The organism is Nonomuraea diastatica (genome assembly GCF_004349015.1).
Taxonomy (GTDB): domain Bacteria; phylum Actinomycetota; class Actinomycetes; order Streptosporangiales; family Streptosporangiaceae; genus Nonomuraea; species Nonomuraea diastatica.
Map to the genome: position 1 here is coordinate 42388 of NZ_SMKP01000007.1, position 26296 is coordinate 68683.

The following is a 26296-nucleotide window of genomic DNA, read 5'->3' on the forward strand; positions in this document are numbered from 1 at the left end:
GGTGATGGTGAGGAAGATCGAGGGGCCCGCTCGCATTCCGGTGCCCGGCGGTAAGATCATTGACGAGCATGTGGGTCGCGTCAGCAGTGGCGACGAGGCGATCTCCATTGCCCGCATGGTCGCGCCGGCCGGCTGGGAGGAGCCCGCTCAGACGCCGGAGTTCACCGAGTACACCGTGGTCCTGCGCGGCACGGTGATCGTGGAGCACGCGGAGGGCACGACCGTGGTCGAGGCGGGGCAGTCGATGGTGACCACGCCGGGGGAGAAGGTCAGATACAGCGCCGGCCCCGACGGGGCTGAATACATCGCCGTGTGCCTGCCCGCGTTCAGCCCGGAGTCGGCAGGCCGCGGCTGAGCCGTAACCCGGAAAGCCGGGCGGTGCTCTTATCATGGCCTGATGAGCCCAACGCTTGACCAGATCCGGCGGGCTCCCAAGGTGTTGCTGCACGATCACCTCGACGGCGGGCTCCGCGCCGAGACGATCGTCGAGCTGGCCCGGGAGACCGACTACGGCCGGCTGCCCACCCACGACCCCGCCAATCTGCGCCAGTGGTTCGAGGAGGCATCCGACTCGGGCTCGCTCGAGCGCTACCTCGAAACGTTCGACCACACGGTAGGGGTCATGCAGACGCGCGAGTCGCTGGTGCGTGTCGCCTCCGAGTGCGCCCAGGACCTGGCCGCCGACGGGGTGGTCTACGCCGAAGTGCGCTTCGCGCCCGAACAGCACACCTCCAGAGGGCTGAGCCTCGACCAGGTGGTCGAGGCCGTGCTCGAAGGGTTCAGGCAGGGCTCGGAGGGGCGTGACATCCACGTCGGCACCCTGCTGACGGCCATGCGGCACCAGGCGCGCTCCATGGAGATCGCCGAGCTCTCCGTGCGCTACCGCGACGTGGGCGTCGTGGGCTTCGACATCGCGGGCGCCGAGGCCGGCTACCCGCCCACGCGGCATCTCGACGCGTTCGAATACCTGCAGCGGGAGAACGCCCACTTCACCATCCACGCGGGCGAGGGGTTCGGGCTGCCGTCTATCTGGCAGGCCATCCAGTGGTGCGGCGCCGACCGGCTCGGCCACGGCGTGCGCATCATCGACGACATCTCCGTGGCCGGCGACCAGTCCGCCAAGCTGGGGCGGCTGGCCGCCTACGTGCGCGACAAGCGCATCCCGCTGGAGATGTGCCCGACCTCCAACCTGCAGACCGGCGCCGCCGCGTCGATCGCCGAGCACCCCATCGGGCTGCTGCGGCGGCTGCACTTCCGGGTCACGGTCAACACCGACAACCGGCTGATGAGCTCGACCAACGTGTCGCAGGAGTTCCACAAGCTGGTCGAGGCGTTCGGCTACGGCTGGGACGACCTGCAGTGGTTCACGGTCAACGCGATGAAGTCGGCGTTCATCCCGTTCGACGAGCGGCTGGCACTGATCAACGGCGTGATCAAACCCGGGTTCGCGCAGCTCAAGTGGCAATCGTGAAAGAGTCCTACCGTTCCAAGACCGCGTTCGCGCTGGCGTGGGTGTGGCTGGCCTTCGTCGCGTTCAACGTGTGGGACCTCATCGCCCACTACACCGGCAAGTCGTCGCTGGTGGCGCTGGCCGTGCTGGGGGCGCTGACGGCGCTGGTCTACTCCATCGCGCTCAGGCCCGCCACCGTGTTCACGGAGGAGGGCCTGGTGGGGCGCAACCCGTTCCGCACCACGTTCCTGCCGTGGGCCTCCATCGACGACGTCACGGTCTCCCACTCCATCAACGTCCACCACGGCGACGAGCGGGTGCTGCGATTGTGGACGCCGATGAGCAGCGCCAGAGAGCGGGCCAAGGCGCAGCGGCGCGGGGCCCCCCGGCAGGAACGCGGGCGTTTCAAGACCGAGCCGACGCTCTCCAGGTCCGAACAGGCGGCGGTCGAGGCGTTCGCGGGCAAGACCCACGCCGACTGGGTGGGCGACCAGATCCGCGAGCGCGCCGAGGCGGCCAGGCGCCGTGACGAGCAGGCGGCGCCGGCCCGGGTCACCTGGTCCTACGACTCCATCGCCGTGCTGGTGGCCGCGATCGCCCTGGTGGTGGCCGCGATCGTCGTCGCCTAGCCGGGGGCGCCCCGGCGCGGCCGGCGCGTGCGGTCGATGAACTTCGTCATGCCCTCCTGGGCGATGCCCGCCTCCTCCACGAGCCTGGCCGCCTCCGTCTCCGCCTCGAAGGCCCGCTCGACCTCGCGCGTCGGCGGCCGCAGCAGCCCGAGGTGCACGGCGGTGGCCGTGCCTGGCGCGGTCCAGTGGTGCACGCGGGCGATCGCCGCGTCGAGCAGCGCCTCCGGGGCGACGATCTCGTCCAGCAGGCCCGCGGCCAGGGCGTCCTGCGCGCTCATGCGGGTCGAGTCGAGCACCAGCCGCAGCGCCCGTGCGCCCACCAGGCGGGGAAGCAGGTAGCTCGCGGCGTTCGAGACCGACAGGCCGATGTGGTTCTCGGGCAGGAAATACTCGGCCGCCGGGGTGCCGATGCGCGTGTCGAAGCAGAGCGTCCACTCGGCGGCCCCGCCGACGGCCAGGCCGTTGACCGCGGCCACGACCGGCACGCGCGTCTCCAGCACGGCCCTGGTCATGTCGTGGAACGACGCCACCTCGTCGACCAGCGAACGGCCTGCGGCCTGGTGGATGTCCTCTCCGGCGGAGAACGCCCGGCCCGTGCCGGTGACCACGATGCCCTTGACGCCCTTGCCGTCGCCGTGGCCGCGTACGGCCGCCGCGAGGTCCCTGCGCATGCTGGAGGTGAGGGCGTTGAGCTTGGCGGGGCGGGCGAGGGTGATCAGCGCCACCTCGTCGCGTTCGGTCACTTCGATCATGATCTCTCCTTGCCGATGGGGATGGCGGGAGCGGCTCGCTGGTCACGTTCGGGGAGGAGCAGGTGGCGTTTCTCTATACGGGCCGACGGGGTGAGCGTGAACGACTCGACGAACTCCACGTACGCCGGGATCTTGAAGCGGGCCAGCCGGCCTCTGGCGTGTTCGATGACCTCCATGGCAGTACGGGCGTCGGGGGCGTGACCGGGGCGGAGCTGGAGGAACGCCTTGGGCAGTTCGCCCCACAGGTCGTCGGGGATGGGCACCAGGGCCGCCTGCAGGACCGCCGGGTGCTGGGTGAGCACGCGCTCGACCTCGGCGCACGAGATGTTCTCGCCGCCCCTGCGCACCATGTCCTTCAGCCGCCCGGCGTGGTGGAGGTAGCCGTGGTCGTCGCGGATGCCCAGGTCGCCCGTGTGGTACCAGCCGCCTCTGAAGGCGTGCGCGGTCGCCTCGGGATGGTTCCAGTAGCCCTTCATCATGGGCACGCCCCTGACCAGGATCTCGCCGCGGTCGTCGAGCGCGACCTCCTTGCCCGGGGGCGCGACACCCATGGCGCCGGTGCCGACGGTGTCGTCCGCGTCGGCGGGCGCCACCAGGTCGGGGCCGCTCTCCGTGGAGCCGTAGAGCTCGCGCCATGGCGCGCCCCAGCGCTCCTCGAACGTGCGGTGCAGCTCGGGCGGGATGCCCGAGCAGAGCACGAGCCGCATACGGTTGTCGCGGTCACGCGGGTGGGGCGGTTGCTTGTGCAGCAGCAGGGGCATGGTGCCGAGCACGTACGTGAGCGTCGCGCCGTGTTCCCTGGCCGAGTTCCAGAAGCCGGAGGCGGAGAAGCGGGGGAGCACGACGAGGGGGATGCCGCCGGCGAGGCAGAGCACGGTGACCCATTGGGGGTCCATGTACGAGTACGCCTGGGCGATTATCACGACGTCGTCGTCGCGGAGACGTGCCTGGTCGGCGACGATCTGGGCGGTCCTGAGCCAGTAGTCGTGGGTGAGCATGCAGGCTTTGGGGAAACCCGTGGTGCCCGACGTGTACTGAAAATTGGCGACATCATCGGCTTTGACGGTGACCAGGGGGCTCCGGTCGCCCGCCTGCCGGATCAGGGTCCGCGGGTCGTGGCACGGGCCCGGATTGATCGCGGCGTGGTCGTCCGTGGTCAGTGTCAGCACCGCGCCCGAGTCGTCGAGCACGTGAGCCAGGTCGGCCGCCTGGTAGCGGGCGTTCACCGGGACGGCGATCGCCCCGGCCTTCAGGGTCGCGAGCCAGCTCAGCGGCCACTCCGGCACGTTGTCCATCATGATCGCCACCCGGTCGCCCGGGCGCACGCCCTGGTCGATCAGGGCGGCGGCCAGGCGGTCCGACCGTGTGTCCGCGGCGTCGAAGGTCAGCGAGGTGTCGGGGAAGCGGAGGAACTCGCGCCTGCCGTACGTTCTAGCGGCGTGCCTCATCAGGTCGGGGATCGTTGTGTGCATCCGGCGGCTCCCACGGAAAGTCGGGCAGCAGGGAGAAGTCAGGACTTGTCGTGACCTGGGCGGGGGCGCGTACGGCGGCCAGGCCGATCGTGACGAACTCGGCGCACACCTGCTCCAGCGTGGAGTCCCCGTCGGGGCGGTACCATTCGCTGGTGCCGGTGCACATCGACATCAGGGCGAGGCGGGTCAGCCTCTGGTCGGCGACGCGGAACGTGCCCCCGGCGACACCGTCGGCCAGCGTGCGCTTCCAGTGAGCCTCGTACGCGTCGCGCAGGGCGATGATCTCGTCGTGGGCGGCCGAGCCCGGCGTCAGGGACCGCAGCTCGCCGTCCATGACGCGGGTGGTCAGGGGATTGCGGGCGTGGACGGCGGTGAGCGAGCCGATCAGCAGGGCCAGCCGGTCGGCGGGGTCGCCGGCCGGGGCCAGCATGAGTTCCGTGGCGTCGTTCAGGCCCTGCTGGGCGACGCGCATGAGGTCGGCGAGCAGGCCCTCCTTGCTCGCCACGTGGTGGTAGATCCCGGCGTTGGTCATGTTGACGGCCCGGCCGAGGTCCCTGATGCTCGTCGCGGCGTAACCCTGCCGGGCGAACAGCAGCACCGCCGCCGTCCTGATCCGCTCGTGCGCGTCGGCGTCAGGGTCCGTGAGGTCTGCGATCATGGCTCCTACCGAACGTTCGGTCGCCTCTGGAAGCTATCCCAACTCCCGAAAAATCGCCATAGGTTGACTCTGACACCGTGTGAGGCCCTAGACCGGAGACGTCATGTTCAGCATCGGAGAGTTCGCCAGGCTGGGGCTGGTGTCCGTACGCATGTTGCGGCACTATGACGCGATCGGGCTGCTGCGCCCCGCGCACGTGGACCAGGCCACCGGCTACCGCTCCTACCAGGCCGCGCAACTGTCCCGGCTCAACCGCATCGTCGCGATCAAGGGCCTCGGCTTCACGCTGGAGCAGGTCAGAGCCATCCTCGACGAGAAGGTCAGCCAGGAGGAGCTGCACGGCATGGTACGCATGCGCCGCGCCCAGCTCGAAGCCCGGATCAGCGCCGACCTGGCCAGGCTGCGCAGCGTCGAGGCACGCCTGCGGACGATCGAGACGGAGGGCTACATGGAGAGCGCGGAGGTCGTGTTGAAGCGCGTCGCCCCGATCAGGGTCGCCGAGCTCAGCGCCAGGGCGGCCGGCTACGAGGGCGAGGACATCGGCCCGGTCATCCAGCCCCTCTTCGCCGAGATCTGCCGCCGCGTGGAGGAGAGCGCGGTCCAGGTCGTGGGCCCGGGGGTCGCCTACTACGAGGAGGAGGACGACGGCTCGGTCATGGTCCACGCCTGCCTGCCGGTGTCGGCGGCGCCCGGCGACCACGACTTCCAGGTGGTCGACCTGCCGGCCATCGAGACGGCGGCCACGATCATCCACCACGGGTCGATGGAGGCGGTGGGGCAGACGTTCCAGACCCTGGCACACTGGATCGAGGAGCACGGCTACCGTTCGCTCGCCCTGGCCAGGGAGGTCTCCCTGCACTGCCCGGAAAACCTGGACGCATGGGTGACGGAGCTCCAGATGGAGGTGGCTCCGGCCGGATGACGGACGTCGAGGAAGAGCTCGAACACCACCGGGTGGCGCTGACCGGCTACTGCTACCGCATGCTCGGCTCGGGCTTCGAGGCCGAGGACGCGGTGCAGGAGACGTTCGTCAGGGCCTGGCGGACGTACGATCCCGCTCGGGGCGGGCTGCGCCCGTGGTTGTTCCACCTGGCCACGAACGTCTGCTTCGACATGCTCAGGGGCCCGCAGCGCCGCGCCCGCGCCATGGACCTGGGCCCCGCCGCCACCCCCGGCGACGCCCTGGGCGAGCCCCTCCCGGAGAGCCGCTGGGTCCAGCCCGTCCCGGACGCCCGGGTGCTCGACCCGGCCGAGCTCGCGGTAACGCGGGAGACGATCCGGCTGGCGTTCGTGGCGGCGCTCCAGCACCTGCCGCCCCGGCAGCGCGCCGTGCTCATCCTCCGCGACGTCCTCAAGTGGTCGGCCGCCGAGACGGCCACCCTGCTGTCCACCACCGTCGCCTCGGTCAACAGCACGCTCCAGCGCGCCCGCGCCAAGCTCCCTCCGGCAGGGGAGGCCGACGAGACGGTGGACGAGAGCCTGCTGGCCCGCTACGTGTCGGCGTTCGAGCGGTACGACGTGACCGCGCTGGTGGCGCTGCTGCACGAGGACGCGACGTCGTCGATGCCGCCGTTCGCGTGGTGGCTGCGCGGGCGCGAGCACATCCGCACGGTCCTGACCGCGGCCGCCGCGAGCGGCGATGCCCCGTGCGCCGGCTCCCGCCTGCTGCCGGCCAGGGCCAACGGCTCCCCGGCCTTCGGCCAGTACCTGAACGGCGAGCCGTTCGCCCTGGTCGTCCTCGACGTCGCCGGTGGCCGCATCGCGGGCGAGACCACCTACCTGGATCCCGGTCTGTTCCCGTTCTTCGGCCTGCCGATGAGTTTCGCGGCGCCGCTCCGTACAGGCTGATGAAGGAGGAACAGAACATGCCACAGATCGTCGAATTCCCCGAGCGGCCGTACGTCGGCGTGCGCGGGACCATCACCATGACCACCTTCGGCCTCGTCGCCGACCGTATCGGTGAGATCATCGGCTGGCTCGCCGAACGCGGCCACACCCCTGCCGGAGCGCCCTTCCTCAGGTACGACGCCGTCAACATGCCGGAGGACCGGCTGGTGGTGCAGGCGGGCGTGCCGGTGGCCGTGCCGGTGGAGGGCGAGGGCGACATCCTCGCCGCCACCCTGCCCGCCGGCCGCTACGCCACCGAGTCCCACCACGGCCACCCCGACCAGCTCTTCGGTGTCATCGACGCGCTGCTGAAGTGGGCCGCGGAGCAGGGGCTCGCCTGGGACATGACGGAGAAGGACGGGACGGAGCACTGGGGTTGCCGCCTGGAGCTCTTCCAGACGGACCCAGGAGTCGAGCCCGACATGCACAACTGGGACACCGACCTGCAGTTCCGTCTCGCGGTGCCGGAGTAGGTCCCATGGTTGAGACCAACACCCGCTGTCGGTCTCAACCACCGACCCTCGCGGGCCTCGGGACCAACGCTTCATCGCCAGACGTCGACCAGGTGCTCCGGCGTGACGTGCGTGACGCCCTCCACCTCGCAGCCGCTGCGGGAGACGGCGTAGAGCGGCGTGGAGGAGTCGGCTCCGGGCATCGTGGACCGGTGGACGATGAGCTCGCTCGGGTCATGATTCCATGAGCGTTCGATCTGCCGCAGCACGAGGTCGCCGCGGCCGCGATCGGTCTGGGGCAGGCTCGTTCGATGAAGGCCAGCCAGAAGCGCAGGTGCGTGTCCGCGATGTGGTAGCGGCGTTCTTTCGAGGGGCGGACGGGCAGCGGATCTCCGCCGTGACCATGCGCTTCTCCTACGGATCTGCAGGCCGCGCTGGACCGACGAGCCGGGCACTCCTCCACGTCGGCGACGGTGAGCGGATTGACCACCATTTCCGATGCCCGCATGGAGAACGGGCGGTCGTACTGGTTTATCGTTTCCATGGACATGCCCGAACCGATGAGGATGAGAAGCCTCGGGCGGCGCGAGAAATGGCGGTCGAAGACGTACTGCAACTATGTCGGCTGTGGCGGACGAGCGGCAGGTCAATTTCGGCGCGCTATTTTGCAATCGACGCGCCGGAAGGGTGGAGGCGGCTTGAGTAAAACTTATGACATGGGCGTGTCGGCTGCGGGCGGGCCTCCCGAATATCACGCAGCCGTCTCGCACGAATAACGCAGAGTAACGATCGTTAGAAGTCGAGCAGGGCGGTGAGTTCCCTCTTCAGGAGGTCCAGTTCGCGGGCCGTCCCGGCCCGTGTCTCGGCGACCTCGCCCGACACCGGCACGACCACCTCCAGGTAACACTTGAGCTTGGGCTCCGTGCCCGAGGGGCGCACCACCACGCGGGCGTCCCCCGCCAGCGTGTAACGCAGCCCGTCGGTCGGCGGCAGGCCGCCGTCACCCCTGGCCAGGTCGTCCGCCCGCAGCACCGCGCGCGCTCCGAGGGCCGCGGGCGGGGCGGTGCGCAGCCGCGACATGGCGCCGGCGATCAGCGACAGGTCGGACACCCGGAAGGAGAGTTGCCCCGTGGCGTGCAGCCCGTAGCGCCGGGCCTGGTCGTCGAGCAGGTCCAGCAGCGTACGCCCGTCGCGCTTGGCGGTCGCCGCGACGGCCGCCACCGCCAGCGCCGCCCCGATGCCGTCTTTGTCCCAGACCGGGAGGCCGGCGTCGCTGCCGACGCTGTAGCCGATGGCCTCCTCATAGCCGTAGACGAGCCCCGGCCCCGACTTGATGATCCATTTGAAGCCGGTCAGTGTCTCGCCGTACCGAACGCCGTGCGCCCGCGCGATCTTGCCGAGCAGCGTCGAGGAGACGATGGTGGTGGCCACCATCCGGTCACCCGTCGTGTGCGTGATGACGTGCTCGGCCAGCAGGCCCCCGACCTCGTCGCCGGTCAGGATGCGGCAACCGCCGCCGGGCAGGGGCACCCCCACCGCGCACCGGTCGGCGTCGGGGTCGTTGGCCACGACCAGGTCCGCGCCGACCTCGGCGGCCAACGCCACGGCCAGGTCCATCGCGCCCGGCTCCTCCGGGTTGGGGAAGGGCACCGTGGGGAAGCCGGGATCGGGGGCGCGCTGCTCCTCGACCGCCAGCGGCGACGGGAACCCGGCGGCCAGGAACGCGCCCGTCAGCGTGGCCGCGCCCACCCCGTGCAGCGGCGTGTAGGCCACCCTCAGGTCGCGGGCGTCGCCCAGCGGGAGCGACGTCACGGCGGCGATGTAGTCGTCGACGATGCCCTCGCCCAGCTCCGTCAGCGTGCCAGGGCCGTCGATCAGCAGCCGGTCGACGCGGCCGACGGCATCGATGGCGGCCGAGATCTCACGGTCGATCGGCGGCACGATCTGGGAGCCGTCGTCCCAGAAGACCTTGTAGCCGTTGTCGCGCGGCGGATTGTGACTGGCGGTGACCGCCACACCGGCATCCGCGCCGAGGTGGCGTACGGCGAAGGCCAGCACGGGGGTGGGCAGCGGGCAGGGCATGAGCGAGGCGTGCACCCCGGCGCCCGTCAGCACGGCGGCCGTGTCGCGGGCGAACACGTCGGATTTGTGCCGAGCGTCGTAACCGATGACCACGTGCTTGCCGGGCCCGAGCACCGCGGCCAGGCCGGCGGCGGCACGCATGACGGTGACGCGATTCATCCGGTTGGGGCCTGCTCCGAGCTCGCCGCGCAGGCCCGCCGTGCCGAACTCCAGCTTGGCGCCGAAGCGGGCCTCCAGCGCGGCCAGATCTTCCCGCTCGATCAGGCGGGAGAGCTCGGCCCGGGTGTCGGGGTCGGGATCCTGCGACAGCCACTCGCGCGCCTTGCGCAGAATGTTCAAAGGCGGTCCACCACCTTGGCCAGCAGCACGCCCATGCGGGCCGCCGTGGACCGGCCGACCTCCAGGACCTCCTCGTGGTCGAGCGGCTCGCCGGACAGACCCGCCCCCGGGTTGGTGACCAGGGAGATGCCGAGCACCTCCAGACCGGCCTCGCGGGCGGCGACGGCCTCCAGCACGGTGGACATGCCGATCATGTCGCCGCCCAGCGTGCGGCACATGCGAATCTCGGCGGGCGTTTCGTACGTGGGGCCGCGGAAGGCGATGTAGACGCCTTCGGCCAGCGTCGGGTCGATCTCGCGGACCAGCGCGCGCAGACGGCGGGAGTAGACCTCGGTGAGGTCGAGGAACGTGGTGCCGGTGATCGCGTTGGCCCCTGTCAGGTTGATGTGGTCGCTGATCAGGACGGGGTCGCCGACGTTCTGCGTCTCCGGGCGCAGGCCGCCGGCCGCGTTGGTCAGCACGAGCGTGCGGACCCCGGCCGCGGCCGCGGTGCGTACGCCGTGGACCACCGCGTCGACCCCGAGCCCTTCGTAGAGGTGCGTGCGCCCGAGGAACACCAGCGCGTGCCGCCCCGCGGAGGTGCGGACGACGCGGATCCTGCCTCCGTGGCCCGCCACGGCGGGGGCTCGGAACCCCGGCAGGCCGGTGAACGGGATCTCGTTCAGCGTCTCGCCGATCGCGTCGGCGGCGGGCACCCACCCCGACCCCATGACGAGCGCCACGTCGAAGGTGTCGAGGCCGGTGGTGGCGCGAAGCGCCGCGGCGGCCTCGCCTGCCAGGGTGTACGGGTCTTCGCTCACGTTTCAGTAGTTTAGGAGGAACCGGTCCAGGACCCGCACGCCGAAGTGCAGCGCATCCACCGGCACCCGCTCGTCCACGCCGTGGAACATCGACGCGAAGTCCATGTCCGCCGGCAGCCGCAGCGGCACGAACCCGAAGCCGCGCACGCCCAGGTCGGCGAAGAAGGTCTTGTTGTCGGTGCCGCCCGACATGCAGTAGGGGATCGCCCGCGCCGCCGGGTCCTCGGCCTTCAGCGCCGCGACCATCGACTCGACCAGCGCGCCGTCGAACGAGGTCTCCAGAGCGATGTCGTGGTGCACGAAGTCGCGCCGCACCTTCGGCCCGAGCAGCGAGTCGACGGTCTTGAAGAACTCCTCCTCGAACCCCGGCAGGAACCGCCCGTCGACCACGGCCGTGGCCTGGCCGGGGATCACGTTCGACTTGTAGCCGGCGTCGAGCTGGGTGGGGTTGGTGGTGTGCCTCAGCGTCGCCCCGACGAAGCGCACCAGCGGCCCGATGCTGTCCAGGATCGCCTGCGGGTCGTTCTCGTCGAACGGGATGCCGTAGGCGTCGGCGACCTCGGTGAGGAACCGGCGGACCGTGGGCGTGTAGGTGAGCGGCCAGTCATGCTCGCCGATCCTGGCGACCGCCCTCGCGATCTCGGTGACGGCGTTGTCGTCGTTGAGCATGGAGCCGTGGCCCGCGGTGCCGTCGGCGGTCAGCCTCATCCAGGCCAGGCCCTTCTGGGCCGTCTCGATGAGGTAGAGCCGCAACGACGGATCGACCTCCAGGGAATAGCCGCCGACCTCGCTGATCGACTCGGTGACCCCTTCGAAGAGCTCTGGGTTGTTGGCCGTGAGGTATTTGGCGCCGTACACGCCGCCGGCCTCCTCGTCGGCCAGCCAGGCGAAGACGATGTCGCGGCGCGGCCTGCGCCCTTCGCGCTTCATCTGGCGCAACACCGCCAGCATCATCGCGTCCATGTCCTTCATGTCCACCGCGCCGCGGCCCCAGATGTAGCCGTCGCGCACCTCGCCCGCGAACGGGTCGACCGACCAGTCGGCGGCGTTGGCGGGCACGACGTCCAGGTGTCCGTGCACGAGCAGGGCGGGCAGGGACGGGTCGGTGCCCTCGACGCGGGTGACGACGTTGCCGCGGCCCGGCTCGCTCTCGACGTAGGTGGACTCGATCCCGACCTCGGCCAGCCTGGCCATGACGACCTCGGCCGCGGCGCGCTCGCCGGGCCCGCTGCCGTCCCCGTAGTTGCTGCTGTCGACGCGGATCAGCTCCACGCAGAGGTCGGCGACTTCCTTCTCGGCAGGTGTCATGGCGTTTTCTCCCAACGGTGATCCAGCGTGAGCAGTCCGGACTTGAGCAGGTGGCCACGCTTGTGAGCGCGGGTGATGAGGGTGAGGTCGATGTCGGTGATCTCGTCGTGCCGGCCGACGACGCCGGTCAGGAAACGGTAGAGGTCGGCCTCGTGGGCCGCCACCACCTGCACGATGAGGGAATGGGTGCCTGTGGTGGCGGCGCAGTAACGTACGTTCTGGTGCGCGGCCAGTCGCCGGCCCACCAGGTCGAGCCCGTGCGGGCGGACCTTCAGCCAGAGCATGGCCTCGATCTCCAGGCCGAGCAGCGCGGGCTCGACCTCCGCCCGCGGCAGCAGCAGCCGCCGTTCGAGCAGCGAGGTGACGCGCCGGCGGGCGGTCGGCACGGAGATGTCGAGCCGCTCGGCGACCGCGGTGAAGGCGATCCTGCCGTCGTGGGTGAGCAGCTGGGCGATCTCCTCCTCCAGCGGCGACAAGCCGTCCTCGTCGGGCAGGCACTCCGGCGGCGGCGGGGGCCGGAGCTCGGCCACCTCCTGCTCGGTGAGGTAGGGCGCGTGCCATTCCGCGACGGTCGTGAACGTGTGGAGGACGACCTGGGTCTGCGTCTGCACGACGCCGTCGATGTCGCTGATCTGCGAGGAGACGATGTGGTGCAGGTCCTCGCGGGACGGGGAGACCAGCTCGCTGCCGAGGTCGGCGGCGCCGGTCAGCGAGTAGACCGAGCGCGTGTCAGGCCGGTCGGCCAGTGCCTGCGCGACCTTGCCCGCGGTGCCGGGACGCACCTGGACGTGCAGGTGGACGGGGCGGCCGTGTCCGGTGCGCAGGTCGTCGTAGATGGCCGTGACCCGCACGATCCCCTCGGCGATGAGCCGCTGGAGCCTCCGGGCGACGGTGCGTTCGTGCTCGCCCACGGCCCTGCCGAGCTCGCCCCACGAGGCGCGAGGGCTGACTTGCAACGCGGCGACCAGACGCCGGTCGAGAACATCCACCTACAACCATCTCATTGTCGGGTATGTAAATAAATCCCTAGATAATTGACTGTTTCGGTCGTCCCATGCACAGTAGGCCATCACCGCACTTGTCAGCAAAGGAGCCATCCGTGGCGACCTCCCCCACCACGCAGTCACCACTCGGCATCCCCAAGAGCCGCCTCCGCCAGCTCACGGCGGCCAGCATCGGCAACGTCGTCGAGTGGTACGACTGGTACGCCTACAGCTTCCTCGCGGTCTACTTCTCCAGCCAGATCTTCCCCGAGGGCTCCAGCAATAGCCTCGTCCCGCTGCTGAGCTCGTTCGCGGTGTTCGCCGTCGGGTTCTTCATGCGCCCGCTGGGCGGCCTGCTGGTCGGCGCGTTCGCCGACAGGTATGGCCGCAAGCTCGCGATGACGGGCACGATCGTGCTGATGGGCGTGGGCTCGCTGCTCGTCGGCCTGACCCCCACCTATACGGCCGTCGGCGTGCTGGCGCCGATCATCCTGGTCGTGGCCAGGCTCATCCAGGGCCTGTCGGTGGGCGGGGAGTTCGCCGCCGCGACCACGTTCCTCGTGGAGTCGGCCCCGCCCCGCCGCCGCGGCCTGTTCTCGAGCTTCCAGTACGTCAGCACCACCATCGGCCAGTTGCTGGCCTCAGGGCTCGCGGCGGTGCTGGCCAGCACGTTGATCAAGGCCGACATGGACGCGTGGGGCTGGCGCATCCCGTTCTTCGTGGGCGCCGTGCTCAGTCTCGTGGGCCTGTGGATCCGCAAGGGCGCCGACGAGACCTCGGCCGTGGCGGAGGAGGTCAGGCAGGGCAGGGCCGAACGGCAGAAGATGTTCGAGTTCCTCAGGCTCCACCCGAGGTCGGCCGCCACCATCGTGGGCATCACGATCGCCGGCACCGTCGCCTACTACACCTGGACCACGTTCCTGCCGACGTACGCGCAGATCACCGTGGACTTCGACGAGGCCGACTCGCTCCAGATCGGCACGATCTCGCTGGTCTTCTTCATGATCCTGCAGCCGCTGCTCGGCATGTTGTCGGACCGGATCGGGCGCAGGCCGATGTTGATCACGTTCGGGCTCGGGTTCGTCCTCCTGCCCGTGCCGCTGCTGAGCCTGCTGACCGACTCGTTCGGCAGCCTGCTGACCGTGCAGCTCATCGGCATGGTCTTCCTGGGCTGCTTCACCTCGATCTCGGCGGCGGTGAACTCGGAGCTCTTCCCGACCAGGGTGCGGGCGGCCGGCGCGGGCTTCCCCTATTCGCTGACCGTGGCGCTCTTCGGCGGCACCGCCCCGCTGATCGGCACCGCGATGCAGGAGATGGGCAACCCCGGGCTCTTCCCGTGGTACATGTCGGGGCTGGCGCTGGTCTCGACGCTGGTCTACATCTTCGTGTTGCCGGAGACCAAGGACCAGCCGCTGCGCTAACCGCCGACCGAGGTGCAGGGGCGCTCCCGCAGCTCCTTGACGTAGTCGTCGGGGGCGCCCGCCCGCTCGGCCGCCTCGGCCAGGCTGCCGAGGTAGCGGGCCGAGGGCAGGCCGCCCTCATAGCCGTCGAGCACGTAGAACCAGGCCACGACCTCGCCATCGAGGGTCTGCACCCGCAGCCGTACCTTGTGGTAGCGCCCGCGGACCGCGCCCTCCCACTGGTCGAGGGAGGTCTCCTCCCACTCGGGCACGTCGTAGAGCACGACGAACACGTGCTCGTCGGGGTCTTCGACGATCGTGGCGACGGCGCCCTCCCAGGCGAGGTCCATCCCGCCGAACGTCAGGCGCCAGCCGGGCAGCCAGCCGACCCCCCAGATGGGGGAGTGGGGGGCACGCATGGCCATCTGCTCCGGGTCCATGTTGGTGCCGTAGGCGGCATAGAGCCTGAGGTCATTGGACTTGCCCGAAGGATTCGAAAGCCACGCCACGATCCACCCCTCTCGCCGGGTGCTGCTTCGTCATCCAGCTACCGCGCCATCCTGCCACGCCGCCCGCCGGAGTCGATCCATCCGGATCAGGGTGGCGTGGCCCGGTTGCCGCCTGCCCCACCGCGTACGGGACAATGGGAGACGTGACGAGGATCGCGATCATCGGTGGCGGACCAGGCGGCTACGAAGCAGCACTCGTGGCCGCACAGCTAGACGCGCAGGTCACCCTGGTCGAGCAGGACGGTCCGGGCGGAGCGTGCGTGCTGACCGACTGCGTGCCGTCCAAGACGCTGATCGCGACCTCGGTCCGCAAGCAGGCCCTGCTCGACGCCCCTTCGCTGGGGGTGTCGTTCTCCGGCGGCCCCGACGGTGACGCGGGCGTGGTCGGCGTCGACCTGCCGTTGGTCAACCAGCGCGTCAAGGAGCTGGCCCAGGCGCAGTCCGCCGACATCGCCACGCGGGTGGAGGCCGAGGGCGTCGAGATCATCAAGGCGCGCGGGCGGCTGGTCGACCCGCAGGTGGTGCGCGCGGGCGACCGTACGATCAGGGCCGACGTCGTGCTCGTTGCCACCGGCGCGACCCCGCGCGTGTTGCCGGGCGCCGAGCCCGACGGCGAGCGCATCCTCACCTGGCGCCAGCTCTACGACCTGGAGGAGCTGCCCGAGCACCTGATCGTGATCGGCTCCGGCGTGACGGGCGCCGAGTTCGCCGGCGCCTACCGCTCGCTCGGGGCGGAGGTCACGCTGGTCTCCAGCCGTGACCGGATGATGCCCAACGAGGACGCCGACGGCGCCGAGGTGCTCGAAGAGGTCTACCGTCGGCGCGGCATGAACGTCATGGGCCGCTCGCGTGCCGCCTCCGTCAAGCGCACCCACGACGGCGTGGTGGTGACGCTGGAGGACGGCCGCACGGCCGAGGGCTCGCACGCGCTGATGACCGTCGGCATGGTGCCCAACACCTCCGGCATCGGCCTGGAGGAGGCCGGGGTCCAGCTCGACGAGGGCGGCTTCGTCAAGGTCGACAAGGTCTCCCGCACGTCCGCGCCGGGCGTCTACGCCGCCGGCGACTGCACGGGCGTGCTCATGCTGGCCTCGGTCGCCGCCATGCAGGGGCGCATCGCGGTCTGGCACGCGCTCGGCGAGGCCGTGCAGCCGCTGCGGTTGTCCACCGTGGCCTCCAACATCTTCACCGACCCGGAGATCGCGGCGGTCGGGGTCGCGCAGCGCGCGATCGAGGCCGGCGAGGTCGAGGCCAGCGTGGTCAAGCTGCCGCTCGCCACCAACGCGCGGGCCAAGATGCAGGGCTTCAACGACGGGTTCGTCAAGGTGTTCTGCCGCCCGCACACCGCGATCGTGCTGGGCGGCGTGGTGGTGGCGCCGGGCGCGTCCGAGCTGATCCTGGCGGTGTCGGTGGCCGTGCAGCAGCGGCTCACCGTTGACCAGCTCGCGCACACGTTCGCGGTCTACCCCTCGATGTCGGGCTCCATCACCGAGGCCGCCCGCCGCCTCATGCAGCCGGGCGTCGCCATCTAGGACCCCTCCGTTTCCTGCGGCAAAGACCCGTAGACCCGGCCTTGGCCTTAACCCGACGGCGAACTGCGGTATGGCACGTTCGCGGGTGAGGTGCCCCCGTGCGCGGGGTGCACGCGCACCGGCATTCCATCGGCCCGACCATCGACGGGGGAGCACCATGCCTTACGTAGCCACACGCGACGGCACGCAGATCTTCTTCTACGACTGGGGCAGTGGCCCGCCGGTCGTCTTCTCGCACGGCTGGCCGCTCAACGCCGACGCCTGGCACGACCAGATGAAGCTGGTGGCCGACAACGGTTTCCGGGCGATCGCGCACGACCGGCGCGGGCACGGCCGCTCCAGCCAGCCGTGGGACGGCTACGACTTCGACACCTTCGCCGACGACCTGAACGACCTCATCACCGCGCTCGACCTCAACGACGTCACGCTGGTGGCCCACTCGATGGGCGGCGGCGAGCTGGCCCGTTACGTCGGCAGGCACGGGACGTCCCGCCTGCGCAAGGCGGTGCTGCTGTCGGCGATCCCGCCGCTGATGCTCAAGACCGACGCCAACCCCGAGGGGACGCCGCAGCAGGTGTTCGACGATCTCAAGGCCGGCATCCTCGCCGAGCGCTCGCAGTTCTGGCGCGACAGCGCGGAGGCCTTCTTCGGCGCCAACCGCCCGGGCAACAAGGTGACGCAGGGCAACAAGGACGCCTTCTGGCTCATGGGCATGGCCGAGAACATCCAGGCGGGGGTGCTCTGCGTGGACGCGTTCTCCTCCACCGACTTCACCGAGGACCTCAAGAAGTTCGACATCCCGACCCTGGTCGTCCACGGAGACGACGATCAGATCGTGCCGATCGCGGCGGCCGGCGACAAGTCCTCACAGATCATCGAGAACTGCTCGTACAAGGTCTACGAAGGCGGCTCCCACGGCATCGCCCTCGTCCCGGGCCAGAAGGAGCGGTTCAACGGCGATCTGCTGGAGTTCCTGCGCGGCTGATCCGCGATCCGGTCGATCCTGCGCTCCTGAGCGGGGGCGCCCCGGCGTGGTTCCCTAGGCCGCTGACCGTTGACGTTTGTTGGTATGGACAGCAAACTAATTCACGAGTTGGCGCAGCCGTTTCGAAGGAGCCTCCATGCCCTATCGCCCCCCGCTGGTCGCCCACGAGTACTTCGTGGCGGACCCGCCCGAGCTGCCGGTCCGCGCGCGAGGCGAGGGCGGACTTTCGGCGCTGACCGCCGCCGAGCTGGTCGCGGCCGACGGCGCCGAGGTGATGCTGAAGGCGGTCACCTCGGCGGAGGAGACCCTGGTCGTCCAGGTGGGCGTGGCGGGGGAGGGCGTCATCCGGGTGCGGTTGTCGGAGGACGCGACCGCCAGGCCCCGCTCGGAAAGGGCGATCTCCCTGGTGGCACCCGGCAGGTATCCGGAGGCCAGGGCCGAGGTGGCGCCGGGCGAGCCCATCGTGCTCGACGCGGGCTCCCTGCGCGCCGAGATCAGCCTCGCGCCGTGGCACCTGCGCTTCACCGACGCCTCCGGTGCCACGCTGCTTGAGCAGGACCGCGGGCACATCGACATCAGCGGCAGGCTCCGTACGCTGCCGTTCGGCCGCTCCGCCACCGGCGGCACCCCCGTGGCCTACCACGAGAGCTTCGCCGCCGCGCCCGACGAAGCGTTCGCCGGGTTCGGCGAGTCGTTCACCCGGCTGGACAAACGCGGCCAGCGGCCGGTCATGTGGAACTTCGACGCCTTCGGCGCCGAGTCGCAGCGGGCGTACAAGAACGTCCCCCTCTATCTGTCGAGCAAGGGGTATGCCGTGCTCGTCGACAGCGGGGCGCCCGTGGAGTTCGACGTGTGCCAGTCGACGCACAGCGTCGTGCAGATCCTGGTGCCCGACGACGTGATGGACTACTACGTGATCGCCGGACCGGGACCCGCTGACGTGCTGGACCGTTACGACCGGCTGACCTGCCGGCCCGCGCTGCCGCCGAAATGGGCGTTCGGCACCTGGATCTCCTCCGGGTTCTGCGTGGACAGCCAGGAGCGGGTGCTGGCCAGGGCGCGCACGATCAGGGAGCGCGGCATCCCGTGCGACGTGCTGCACCTGGACACGTACTGGCAGGCCGACGGGCACTGGTCGGACCTGCGGTGGGATCCGGTGAACTTCCCCGACCCGGAGGGAATGCTGGCCGAGCTGGACGGGATGGGGTTCAAGGTCTGTCTCTGGATGAACCCGTACGTCTCCCATCTGAGCCCCGCCTTCGAGGAAGCCGCTGAAGCCGGATATTTCCTGAAGAATCGTGAGGGCGAGGTCTACGTCGCCGACTGCTGGCACGGCTCCTTCCCGCCCTGCGGCATCGTCGACTTCACCGACCCCGCGGCCGTCGAATGGTTCACGGGCCTGCTGCGCGGGCTGCTGCGCCAGGGCGTCGCGGCGTTCAAGACCGACTTCGCCGAGGGCGTGCCCAGCGACGCGATCGCCGCCAACGGGATGACCGGCACCGACCTGCACAACGTCTACACCCTGCTGTTCAACGACGCGGTCGCCGCCGTCACCCGCGAGGTCCACGGCCACGACCTGGTGTGGGCACGCTCGTCGTACCTCGGGGGGCAGCGCCACAGCGCCCAATGGGGCGGCGACACGTACACCAGCTACGCCGCCATGGGCAGCACGATCAGGGGCGGGCTCGCGCACGGCCTGTCGGGCGTGCCGTTCTGGAGCCACGACGCCGGCGGCTTCACCGGCCGCCCGTCCGACGACCTGTACGTGCGCTGGACCCAGTTCGGCGCGCTCTCCCCGCTGCTGCGCCTGCACGGCACCACCACCCGCGAGCCCTGGGAGTTCCCCGAGGTGGAGGAGCAGGCGGTGGCGGCGCTGAGGCTGCGCTACCGGCTGATGCCCTACCTCTATTCGGCGGCCGTCGAGGCCGCGCGCACGGGCGCGCCGATGATGCGGGCGCTGTGCGTGGACCATCCGGACGACCCGGTGGCCTGGCAGGCCGACCTGGAATATCTGCTCGGCCGTGACCTCCTGGTCGCCCCCATGATCGCGCCCGAGGGAGTCCGGCAGGTCTACCTGCCGCGCGGCACGTGGATCGACTACTGGACGGGCGACGTGCTGGAGGGCTCCCGCCACGTCCGGGTGGGCAAGCCGCTCGACCAGTTCCCCCTGTTCGTCCGCCACGGAGCGCTCATCCCGGTCGCCGAGCCGGAGGACACGATCGGCGTGCCGGCGGAGATCACCCTCCTCGCCTTCGGGGGCGTCGACGGGACCGCCGAGATCCACGACACCGACGGCGTGACGGTCGCCGTCGCCACCAGGGACGGCGACGAGCTGCGCGTCGCCGTCACCGGCCCGAAGCGGGTCACCGGGGCCGAGATCGTCCCGGTGCCCGGAGCCCCCGCGCGAACCGTCATCGTGTGACACCCCCTGGAGGGATCATGGTCAAGTTGAGAGGCGCGGCGGCGCTGGCCGCCGTGGTGCTCGCCCTGTCGGCCTGCGGCTCGGGCTCCGACAGCCCGTCGCCCGCGGACAGCGGCCAGCCGCGCGTGCTGAGACTGTGGCACTACGAGTCGGCCGAGAGCGCCATGGGCAAGGCGTGGGCCGAGGCGATCAAGAAGTTCGAGGCGTCCCATCCGAACGTGACCGTCGAGTTCGAGGAGAAGAGCTTCGAGCAGATCCAGAAGACGGCGAGCATGGTGCTCAACTCCGACGAGGCGCCCGACCTCATGGAGTACAACAAGGGCAACGCCACCGCCGGCCTGCTGTCCAAGCAGGGCCTGCTGGCCGATCTGACGGAGGAGACCACCAAGCGCGGCTGGGACGAACTGCTGCCCGGCGGCCTGCAGACCACCGCGATGTACGACGACCGCGGCGTGATGGGCTCCGGCCAGTGGTACGGCATCCCCAACTACGGCGAGTTCGTGATGGTCTATTACAACAAGGACCTCTTCGCCAAGCACAAGGTCGCGGTGCCGACGACGTTCGAGGAGCTCACGGCCGCGCTCGACACGTTCGTCAAGGCAGGCGTGACGCCGGTCGCGAACGCCGGCGCCGAATACCCGGCCCAGCAGATCCTCTACCAGCTCGCGCTCACCAAGGCGCAGAAGCCGTGGCTGGCGGCGTTCCAGTCCTACAAGGGCAAGGTCGACTTCCACGGCCCCGAGTTCACCTACGGCGCCGACACGTTCGCCGACTGGGTGAAGAAGGGCTACATCGCCAAGAACTCCTCCGGGCTCAAGGCCGAGGACATGGGCGTGGCGTTCATGAACGGAGAGTTCCCCATCATGATCAGCGGCAGCTGGTGGTACGGCCGCCTCGCCTCGGAGATCAAGGACTTCGAGTGGGGCCACTTCCTCTTCCCCGGCGCCACCATGTCGCCCGGTTCGAGCGGGAACCTGTGGGTCGTGCCGGAGAAGTCGGAGAACAAGGATCTGGCCTACGACTTCATCGACATCACCATGAGCAAGGAGATCCAGAACCTGCTCGGCAACTCCGGCGGCGTGCCCGTGGCCGCGGACCCGGCCGCGATCACCGACGAGAAGAGCAAGGAGCTCATCGAGTCCTTCAACAAGCTGACCGCCGCCGACGGCCTGGCCTTCTACCCCGACTGGCCCGCGCCCGGCTACTACGACGTGCTGGTGGCCGGCGTCCAGAACCTCATCAACGGCAGCAAGACCACTTCCGAGGTGCTGGACGAGATCGCCGGACCGTACGAGGACAATCTCGCCGACCTTGGCTTCTAGATGAGGCAGCGCACGAGGGGGTACTGGCTCTACCTGGTCCCCAGCCTGCTGCTGTTCCTCGCCGTCATCGTCGTGCCGTTCCTGATGAACGTCGGCGCGAGCTTCACCCGCTGGTCGGGGGTGGGCACGCCGCGGTGGATCGGCTTGGACAACTACACCAGGCTGATCGGCGACGAGCGGTTCTGGGAGTCGTTCCAGCACAACGTGGGGCTGATCGTGGCGATGGCCGTCGTGCCGACCGCGCTCGGCCTCGTGCTGGCGGCCGCGCTGTTCGACTACATCGGCCGGCGTTTCGGGGCACGGACGGCCTCGGCGCTGCGGGCGATGTACTACCTGCCGCAGGTGCTGCCGGTCGCCATCGCCGGCGTGGTGTGGGGCTGGATGTTGCACCCGTCGTACGGCGCGGTCAACCAGATCTTCGGGCTGGAGCTCGACTGGCTCGGCGATCCCGACCTGGCCCTGGCCACCGTCATGGCGGTCATGGTCTGGTTCCAGCTGGGCTATCCGGTGGTGATCTTCATGGCCGGGTTGCAGCGCGTGGACCCGTCCTATTACGAGGCGGCCGAGATCGACGGGGCCTCGTGGTGGCGCAAGTTCTGGCACATCACGGTCCCGCAGATCCGGCCGGAGATCTTCGTGGTGCTGCTGACGTGCACGATCGCCGCGCTCAAGGTGTTCGGGCCGATCTTCGTGCTGACCCGCGGCGGGCCCGGCAACGCCACCATGGTCCCGTCGTACTTCTCTTACCTGAACTTCTTCCAGAAGAGCAACGTCGGGTACGGCTCCGCGATCGCCACCGTGCTGGCCCTCATCATCGTCGTGGTGACGTTCCTGTTCCTGCGCGTGCAGGAGCGTGAGCCGTGAGGGGCCCGGGACGCTGGGCGGTGCTGTTCGCGCTGGTCGTGCTGGCGGTCGTGATGGTCTTCCCGTTCGCGATCGTGGCGATCAACGCGGTCAAGTCGCCGGCGGAGTACAGCTCGCAGGGGCCGCTGAGCCTGCCCGACGGGCTCTACCTGCAGGGCATCGTGGACTTCTGGAACCGGGTCGAGTTCGGCACGAAGCTCTGGAACAGCTTCGTCATCAGCGCGTCGGTGTCGGCGCTGGCCGTCGTGTTGTCGGTGCTCAACGCGTACGCGCTGGGCATCGGCAGGGTGAAGGGCCGGCTGTCGATCCTGGTGCTCTTCCTGGTGGCCAACACGCTGCCGCAGGAGTCGCTGGCCTACCCGCTCTACTATCTGGCCAAGGCGGCAGGCCTGTACGACACCCGGCTGTCGGTGATCATCGTGATGACGGCGATCCAGGCGGCGTTCGGCACCTACCTGCTGAGCGCGGTGCTGGGCCGGTTCCCGAAGGAGATCCTGGAGGCGGCGGCGATCGACGGCGCCGGCCGGCTGCGGTCGCTGGTGCGGATCGTGGTGCCGATCAGCCGGCCCACGCTCAGCGTGCTGCTGATCTTCTTCTTCATCTGGACCTGGAACGAGTTCTTCCTGCCGCTGATTCTCCTGATCTCGAACGACACCCAGACGGTGCCCGTCGCGCTGGGTGTCCTGCAGGGCGAGAGATACATGGACGCGACGATGTCCAGCGCCTCGGCCCTGCTCGGCGTCGTCCCGGCGATCGCCTTCTTCCTGATCTTCCAGCGCACGCTGACCCGAGGTGTGACGGTCGGCGCCATCAAGTGATGGAGAAACCCCATGCGAATCCCGTTACCGGCCGCCCTCGTTCTCGCGGCCTCGATGCTCGTCGTGCCCCCGGCCCAGGCGGCCGGACATCCGTTCCAGGATCCCGGCCTGCCGCTGGAGCAGCGGGTCGACGACCTGCTCGGCCGGCTGACGTTAGGGGAGAAGCTCGGCCTGCTGCACCAGTCGCAGCCGGCGATCCCGCGGCTCGGCATCGGCTATCACAAGAACGGCACCGAGGCGCTGCACGGCGTCGCCTGGTCCAACCACCGCGACGACGGCTGGAACCAGAAGTTCGCCGCCGGGACGATCTTTCCGCAGGCGGTCGGGCTGGCCAGCACCTGGGACCCGGAACTGATCAGAAGGGTCGGCTCGGCGGTCGGTGACGAGGTACGCGGTCACAACGCCGTCGATCCCGTGTTGTGGGGTCTGCAGGTCTGGGCGCCCGTGGTCGACCTGCTGCGCGACCCGCGCTCCGGCCGGAACGAGGAGGGCTATTCCGAGGACCCGTTGCTGACCGGCGCGATCTCCACCGCCTACGGCAAGGGCCTGCAGGGCGACGACCCCTTCTACCTGAAGACCGCGCCCGTGCTGAAGCACTACCTGGCCTACAACAACGAGACCGACCGGAGCCTCACCTCCTCCAACCTGACGCCGAAGCTCAAGCACGAGTACTACGAGCCGGCGTTCAAGGCCGCCGTCTCGGCCGACGCGGCGACCGGCGTGATGGCGTCGTACAACCTGGTCAACGGGCGGCCCAACCACGTCAACCCCGACCTGAACACGGTGGTCAGGTCGTGGACGGACAAGACGCTCTACAACGTCAGCGACGCCTGGGGGCCGCACGCGCTCACGGACCTGGAGGAGTACTACGACACCAAGCCCGAGGCGTTCGCCGCGGTGCTCAAGGCCGGGCTCGACAGCTACACGATCGACAACAGCGACGGCGGGCCGATGGTCCAGCACCTCACGGCGGCGCTCGACCAGGGCCTCATCACCGAGGCCGACGTGGACAGGGCGGTGCGGAACGTGCTGTCGATCCGGACCCGGCTGGGGCACTTCGACCCGGACGGCGGGCCGTACAAGAAGATCACCAAGGACGTGATCGACAGCGCCGCCCACCGGAAGCTCAACCGCGAGACCGCGGGCAAGGCCGCGGTGCTGCTCAGGAACTCCGGCGTGCTGCCGCTGACGGCTCCGAAGTCGGCGGCCGTGGTGGGGCCGCTGGCCGGGAAGGTGTACAGGGACTGGTACTCCGGGCAGTTGCCGTACCAGGTGACGCCGCTCGACGGGATCAAGGAGCGGGTCGGGGACGTCACGACCAGCCCGGGTCTGGAGCGCGTCGCGCTCAAGCACCTCGAGTCCGGCGGATACGTCACCGCCACCGGCACGGGCCCTGACGACAACGCGGCGCTCACCGACACCGCGCCCACGGCCGCCTCGCAGTGGGACCTGACCGACTGGACGGATGGCGTGTCCACGCTGCGCAACGCGGGCAACGGCAGGCTGCTCGGCGGCGACTGGCGCTCGCTCGACACCGACGACGCCGACCCCGACGGCTGGTACGTCTCCCAGCAGTTCGCGCTGGAGCGGCAGCCCGACGGCGCCTATCTGATCAGGTACGCCGGCTTCGAGACCGTCGAGAGCTGGTTCGCGCTGCCCGACCCGTACGTTGGCGTCGCCGCCGACGGCACGCTCGGCCTGGCGCCCAAGGCGCAGGCGGCGAGGTTCGCCAAGGAGGTCGTCTCCGACGGCGTCGCCGAGGCCGCCGCGCGGGCGGCGGAGGCCGAGGTGGCGGTCGTGGTGGTCGGCAGCCATCCGTTCGTGGCGGGGCGCGAGTTCCACGACCGCGACGACCTGCGGCTCGGCGAGGGGCAGCGGCGGCTGATCGAGGCCGTGCGCGAGGCCAACCCGAGGACGGTCGTCGTCCTGGAGACCAGCTATCCCGTCATCGTGGACGCGCCGACCCTGCTGTGGACCACGCACGCCGGTCCGGAGACCGGCCACGCCGTCGCCGACGTGCTGTTCGGCGACGTCAACCCGGGCGGCCGGCTCACCCAGACCTGGCCGGCGTCGGACGACCTGCCGGACATCCTGGACTATGACCTGACCAAGACCGGCATGACGTACCTCTATGGGAACGACAGGCCGCTCTATGCCTTCGGGCACGGGCTGAGCTACACGTCGTTCGGCTACCAGGGCCTCAAGGTGCGCGGTGACCAGGTGAGCGTCAAGGTCACCAACACGGGGGACGTCAGGGGCGACGAGGTGGTCCAGCTCTACACCCACCAGCGCCGGTCCCGCTTCACGCGGCCGGTCAAGCAGTTGCGCGGCTTCCAGCGGGTCACGCTGGACCCGGGGGAGTCGCGTACGGTGACCTTCACCGTGAAGCGGTCGGACCTGGCCGTCTGGGACCACACCCGCTCCACGTGGGCCGTGGAGCAGGCCACCCATGACGTCCTCGTCGGCTCCTCATCCGACCGGATTCGCCGGCGCGCGACCCTGCGCGTGCGGGGCGAGACCATTCCCGTGCGCGACCTGGGCAGGACCACGCGGGCGATGGACTTCGACGACTACCGGGGCGTGACGTTCGCGGACGAGACGAAGGCGGCCGGCGAGGCCGTGGCGGGCTCGGAAGGCGACTGGATCTCCTTCACCCGCGCGTCGTACGGCTCCCGGTTCACCGCCGGGGTCGCGTCGGTGAGCGGCGGGGCCGTCGAGGTGCGTTCGGGCTCGCCGGCGGGCCGGCTGCTCGCGACCGCGCAGGTGCCCGCCACGGGCGGGATCTACCAGTGGGGTACGGCGAGCGCCACGCTCAGGGCGGGCAAGGGCGATCTCTACCTCGTGTTCAAGGGTGACCTGCGGATCAGGGACCTCTCGTTCACCGGCTAGGTCAGGACCGAGACGAAAGCCCTCCCATATTGGATAGCAATATTATCCAAATTGTGGGATAGTGGTGCTATCCAAAGGAGGGTACGTATGACTGTGATCGTGTTGCTGGTCGCCACGGTGGTGTTCCGGCTGCTGGGAGCGCTGGGGGTGCGGCGGTTCGCCACGTGGCGGGTCAGCGCGGCCCACGGGCTGGCCGTCATGCTGGTCATGACGGCAAGCGCGCATTTCGTGCCGGCCGGAGTGACCGCCATGCCGAACCACGCCGACCTGCTGGCCATGGTGCCGCCGTTCGTGCCGTTCCCCGCGCTGATGGTCTACCTGACCGGTGTGCTGGAGTTGGCCGGGGCCGTCGGGCTCGTGCTCGCCGGCACCCGCAAGGCCGCGGGGATCTGCCTGGCGCTGCTCTTCGTGGCCCTGCTGCCGGCCAACATCCACGCGGCCGTGGCCGACGTGCCGCTCGCCGGCGGGGAGGCCTCGCCGCTGTGGGAGCGGATCCCGGAGCAGGTGCTCTACATCGGGATCGCGCTCTGGGCCGCGGTCCACCCGCCGGCTTCGCGATCGGTCCCTGGGTCGCTCGACCGCGGTCGGCAGCCCGCGTACGGGCGGTGAGCAGGGGTTCGACAGTGATGCGGGGCCCGGCGTGCCGGGCTCCGCATCTTCTTTAATTCGTTGCCCATCCAAACTATTGACCATCGCCGCGGGCGTGTGTGAGCCTTCTGATGAGCTCATGCGCGAAGGCGCGG

General features: G+C 69.9%; 24 protein-coding genes. 15 read left to right on the forward strand and 9 right to left on the reverse strand.

Features of this window, described 5'->3' with window-relative positions; all coding sequences use genetic code 11:
- Positions 1 to 4 precede the first annotated feature (4 nt).
- Genes E1294_RS03775 through E1294_RS03785 form a run of 3 tightly spaced genes read left to right on the forward strand, consistent with a single transcriptional unit; the run spans position 5 to position 2079 of the window.
- Positions 5 to 355 (forward strand): cupin domain-containing protein, encoded by a 351-nt coding sequence (locus E1294_RS03775; protein WP_132504475.1) that lies wholly within the window; start codon positions 5 to 7, stop codon positions 353 to 355.
- A gap of 42 nt (positions 356 to 397) precedes the next feature.
- Positions 398 to 1471, forward strand: a complete 1074-nt coding sequence (locus E1294_RS03780) for an adenosine deaminase (RefSeq protein WP_132504477.1) — start codon at positions 398 to 400, stop codon at positions 1469 to 1471.
- Entirely contained in the window at positions 1468 to 2079 is a 612-nt protein-coding gene (locus tag E1294_RS03785; RefSeq protein WP_132504479.1) for a PH domain-containing protein, read from the forward strand. The genes E1294_RS03780 and E1294_RS03785 overlap by 4 nt, the downstream gene beginning before the upstream one ends.
- Here E1294_RS03785 and E1294_RS03790 read toward each other — a convergent pair.
- The 3 genes from E1294_RS03790 to E1294_RS03800 are packed head-to-tail and all read right to left on the reverse strand — an operon-like array spanning position 2076 to position 4961.
- Positions 2076 to 2831 (reverse strand): enoyl-CoA hydratase/isomerase family protein, encoded by a 756-nt coding sequence (locus E1294_RS03790; RefSeq protein ID WP_132504481.1) that lies wholly within the window; start codon positions 2829 to 2831, stop codon positions 2076 to 2078. The two genes, E1294_RS03785 and E1294_RS03790, sit on opposite strands and share 4 nt — an antisense overlap.
- On the reverse strand, positions 2828 to 4303 hold the full coding sequence (locus tag E1294_RS03795) for a class I adenylate-forming enzyme family protein (protein WP_246082791.1): 1476 nt from the start codon (positions 4301 to 4303) through the stop codon (positions 2828 to 2830). The genes E1294_RS03790 and E1294_RS03795 overlap by 4 nt, the downstream gene beginning before the upstream one ends.
- Positions 4263 to 4961: a TetR/AcrR family transcriptional regulator gene (locus E1294_RS03800; protein WP_132504483.1), complete on the reverse strand. Its 699-nt coding sequence runs from the start codon at positions 4959 to 4961 to the stop codon at positions 4263 to 4265. Before E1294_RS03800 ends, E1294_RS03795 begins: the two co-directional genes overlap by 41 nt.
- A gap of 103 nt (positions 4962 to 5064) precedes the next feature.
- Here E1294_RS03800 and E1294_RS03805 point away from each other — a divergent pair, with 103 nt between their 5' ends.
- Genes E1294_RS03805 through E1294_RS03815 form a run of 3 tightly spaced genes read left to right on the forward strand, consistent with a single transcriptional unit; the run spans position 5065 to position 7321 of the window.
- The gene (locus E1294_RS03805; protein ID WP_132504485.1) at positions 5065 to 5883 is read left to right on the forward strand and encodes a MerR family transcriptional regulator; all 819 of its coding nucleotides are present in this window, start codon (positions 5065 to 5067) and stop codon (positions 5881 to 5883) included.
- On the forward strand, positions 5880 to 6809 hold the full coding sequence (locus tag E1294_RS03810) for a sigma-70 family RNA polymerase sigma factor (protein ID WP_132504487.1): 930 nt from the start codon (positions 5880 to 5882) through the stop codon (positions 6807 to 6809). Before E1294_RS03805 ends, E1294_RS03810 begins: the two co-directional genes overlap by 4 nt.
- Positions 6810 to 6826: 17 nt before the next feature.
- Positions 6827 to 7321 carry a GyrI-like domain-containing protein gene (locus tag E1294_RS03815; RefSeq protein ID WP_132504489.1) on the forward strand — a complete coding sequence of 165 codons (495 nt, stop codon included), beginning with the start codon at positions 6827 to 6829 and terminating at the stop codon, positions 7319 to 7321.
- Positions 7322 to 7392: 71 nt separating this feature from the next.
- Here E1294_RS03815 and E1294_RS52380 read toward each other — a convergent pair whose 3' ends face one another.
- The 5 genes from E1294_RS52380 to E1294_RS03835 form a co-directional block, all read right to left on the reverse strand.
- Positions 7393 to 7569, reverse strand: a complete 177-nt coding sequence (locus E1294_RS52380) for a hypothetical protein (RefSeq protein ID WP_165977066.1) — start codon at positions 7567 to 7569, stop codon at positions 7393 to 7395.
- A gap of 523 nt (positions 7570 to 8092) precedes the next feature.
- Positions 8093 to 9721 carry a phospho-sugar mutase gene (locus tag E1294_RS03820; protein WP_132504491.1) on the reverse strand — a complete coding sequence of 543 codons (1629 nt, stop codon included), beginning with the start codon at positions 9719 to 9721 and terminating at the stop codon, positions 8093 to 8095.
- Complete coding sequence (locus E1294_RS03825; protein WP_132504493.1) at positions 9718 to 10521, reverse strand: purine-nucleoside phosphorylase; 804 nt, start codon at positions 10519 to 10521, stop codon at positions 9718 to 9720. The genes E1294_RS03820 and E1294_RS03825 overlap by 4 nt, the downstream gene beginning before the upstream one ends.
- A gap of 3 nt (positions 10522 to 10524) precedes the next feature.
- Positions 10525 to 11829, reverse strand: coding sequence for a M20/M25/M40 family metallo-hydrolase (locus tag E1294_RS03830; protein WP_132504495.1), 1305 nt, complete (start codon positions 11827 to 11829; stop codon positions 10525 to 10527).
- Positions 11826 to 12818, reverse strand: a complete 993-nt coding sequence (locus tag E1294_RS03835; protein WP_132504497.1) for an Lrp/AsnC family transcriptional regulator — start codon at positions 12816 to 12818, stop codon at positions 11826 to 11828. Before E1294_RS03835 ends, E1294_RS03830 begins: the two co-directional genes overlap by 4 nt.
- Before the next feature lie 110 nt (positions 12819 to 12928).
- Between E1294_RS03835 and E1294_RS03840 the strand changes: the two genes are divergently transcribed.
- The gene (locus E1294_RS03840; RefSeq protein WP_246082792.1) at positions 12929 to 14233 is read left to right on the forward strand and encodes an MFS transporter; all 1305 of its coding nucleotides are present in this window, start codon (positions 12929 to 12931) and stop codon (positions 14231 to 14233) included.
- Here E1294_RS03840 and E1294_RS03845 read toward each other — a convergent pair.
- Positions 14230 to 14721, reverse strand: a complete 492-nt coding sequence (locus E1294_RS03845) for a gamma-glutamylcyclotransferase family protein (protein WP_281284360.1) — start codon at positions 14719 to 14721, stop codon at positions 14230 to 14232. The two genes, E1294_RS03840 and E1294_RS03845, sit on opposite strands and share 4 nt — an antisense overlap.
- A 143-nt stretch (positions 14722 to 14864) precedes the next feature.
- Here E1294_RS03845 and E1294_RS03850 point away from each other — a divergent pair, with 143 nt between their 5' ends.
- The 8 genes from E1294_RS03850 (at position 14865) to E1294_RS03885 (ending at position 26162) form a co-directional block, all read left to right on the forward strand.
- The gene (locus E1294_RS03850; RefSeq protein WP_132504501.1) at positions 14865 to 16253 is read left to right on the forward strand and encodes an NAD(P)H-quinone dehydrogenase; all 1389 of its coding nucleotides are present in this window, start codon (positions 14865 to 14867) and stop codon (positions 16251 to 16253) included.
- A 157-nt stretch (positions 16254 to 16410) separates the two neighbouring features.
- The gene (locus tag E1294_RS03855) at positions 16411 to 17238 is read left to right on the forward strand and encodes an alpha/beta fold hydrolase (protein ID WP_132504503.1); all 828 of its coding nucleotides are present in this window, start codon (positions 16411 to 16413) and stop codon (positions 17236 to 17238) included.
- A gap of 136 nt (positions 17239 to 17374) precedes the next feature.
- Positions 17375 to 19660 carry a TIM-barrel domain-containing protein gene (locus E1294_RS03860; RefSeq protein WP_132504505.1) on the forward strand — a complete coding sequence of 762 codons (2286 nt, stop codon included), beginning with the start codon at positions 17375 to 17377 and terminating at the stop codon, positions 19658 to 19660.
- Between the two features lie 17 nt (positions 19661 to 19677).
- Entirely contained in the window at positions 19678 to 20982 is a 1305-nt protein-coding gene (locus E1294_RS03865; protein WP_132504507.1) for an ABC transporter substrate-binding protein, read from the forward strand.
- Entirely contained in the window at positions 20983 to 21846 is an 864-nt protein-coding gene (locus E1294_RS03870) for a carbohydrate ABC transporter permease (protein ID WP_132504509.1), read from the forward strand.
- Positions 21843 to 22664 carry a carbohydrate ABC transporter permease gene (locus E1294_RS03875; protein ID WP_246082793.1) on the forward strand — a complete coding sequence of 274 codons (822 nt, stop codon included), beginning with the start codon at positions 21843 to 21845 and terminating at the stop codon, positions 22662 to 22664. Before E1294_RS03870 ends, E1294_RS03875 begins: the two co-directional genes overlap by 4 nt.
- 12 nt (positions 22665 to 22676) lie before the next feature.
- The gene (locus tag E1294_RS03880) at positions 22677 to 25553 is read left to right on the forward strand and encodes a glycoside hydrolase family 3 protein (RefSeq protein ID WP_132504511.1); all 2877 of its coding nucleotides are present in this window, start codon (positions 22677 to 22679) and stop codon (positions 25551 to 25553) included.
- A gap of 87 nt (positions 25554 to 25640) precedes the next feature.
- Positions 25641 to 26162, forward strand: a complete 522-nt coding sequence (locus tag E1294_RS03885) for a DoxX family protein (protein ID WP_132504513.1) — start codon at positions 25641 to 25643, stop codon at positions 26160 to 26162.
- The last annotated feature ends 134 nt before the right edge of the window (positions 26163 to 26296 follow it).

Bases quoted from the DNA above. Each gene is read 5' to 3' on its own strand.
- E1294_RS03795 (WP_246082791.1), bottom strand. From the start codon at position 4,303: ATGCACACAACGATCCCCGACCTGATGAGGCACGCCGCTAGAACGTAC.
- E1294_RS03775 (WP_132504475.1), top strand. From the start codon at position 5: ATGGTGAGGAAGATCGAGGGGCCCGCTCGCATTCCGGTGCCCGGCGGT.
- E1294_RS03860 (WP_132504505.1), top strand. From the start codon at position 17,375: ATGCCCTATCGCCCCCCGCTGGTCGCCCACGAGTACTTCGTGGCGGAC.
- E1294_RS03865 (WP_132504507.1), top strand. From the start codon at position 19,678: ATGGTCAAGTTGAGAGGCGCGGCGGCGCTGGCCGCCGTGGTGCTCGCC.
- E1294_RS03870 (WP_132504509.1), top strand. From the start codon at position 20,983: ATGAGGCAGCGCACGAGGGGGTACTGGCTCTACCTGGTCCCCAGCCTG.
- E1294_RS03810 (WP_132504487.1), top strand. From the start codon at position 5,880: ATGACGGACGTCGAGGAAGAGCTCGAACACCACCGGGTGGCGCTGACC.
- E1294_RS03800 (WP_132504483.1), bottom strand. From the start codon at position 4,961: ATGATCGCAGACCTCACGGACCCTGACGCCGACGCGCACGAGCGGATC.
- E1294_RS03880 (WP_132504511.1), top strand. From the start codon at position 22,677: ATGCGAATCCCGTTACCGGCCGCCCTCGTTCTCGCGGCCTCGATGCTC.
- E1294_RS03830 (WP_132504495.1), bottom strand. From the start codon at position 11,829: ATGACACCTGCCGAGAAGGAAGTCGCCGACCTCTGCGTGGAGCTGATC.
- E1294_RS03805 (WP_132504485.1), top strand. From the start codon at position 5,065: ATGTTCAGCATCGGAGAGTTCGCCAGGCTGGGGCTGGTGTCCGTACGC.
- E1294_RS03885 (WP_132504513.1), top strand. From the start codon at position 25,641: ATGACTGTGATCGTGTTGCTGGTCGCCACGGTGGTGTTCCGGCTGCTG.
- E1294_RS03815 (WP_132504489.1), top strand. From the start codon at position 6,827: ATGCCACAGATCGTCGAATTCCCCGAGCGGCCGTACGTCGGCGTGCGC.
- E1294_RS03780 (WP_132504477.1), top strand. From the start codon at position 398: ATGAGCCCAACGCTTGACCAGATCCGGCGGGCTCCCAAGGTGTTGCTG.
- E1294_RS03790 (WP_132504481.1), bottom strand. From the start codon at position 2,831: ATGATCGAAGTGACCGAACGCGACGAGGTGGCGCTGATCACCCTCGCC.
- E1294_RS03855 (WP_132504503.1), top strand. From the start codon at position 16,411: ATGCCTTACGTAGCCACACGCGACGGCACGCAGATCTTCTTCTACGAC.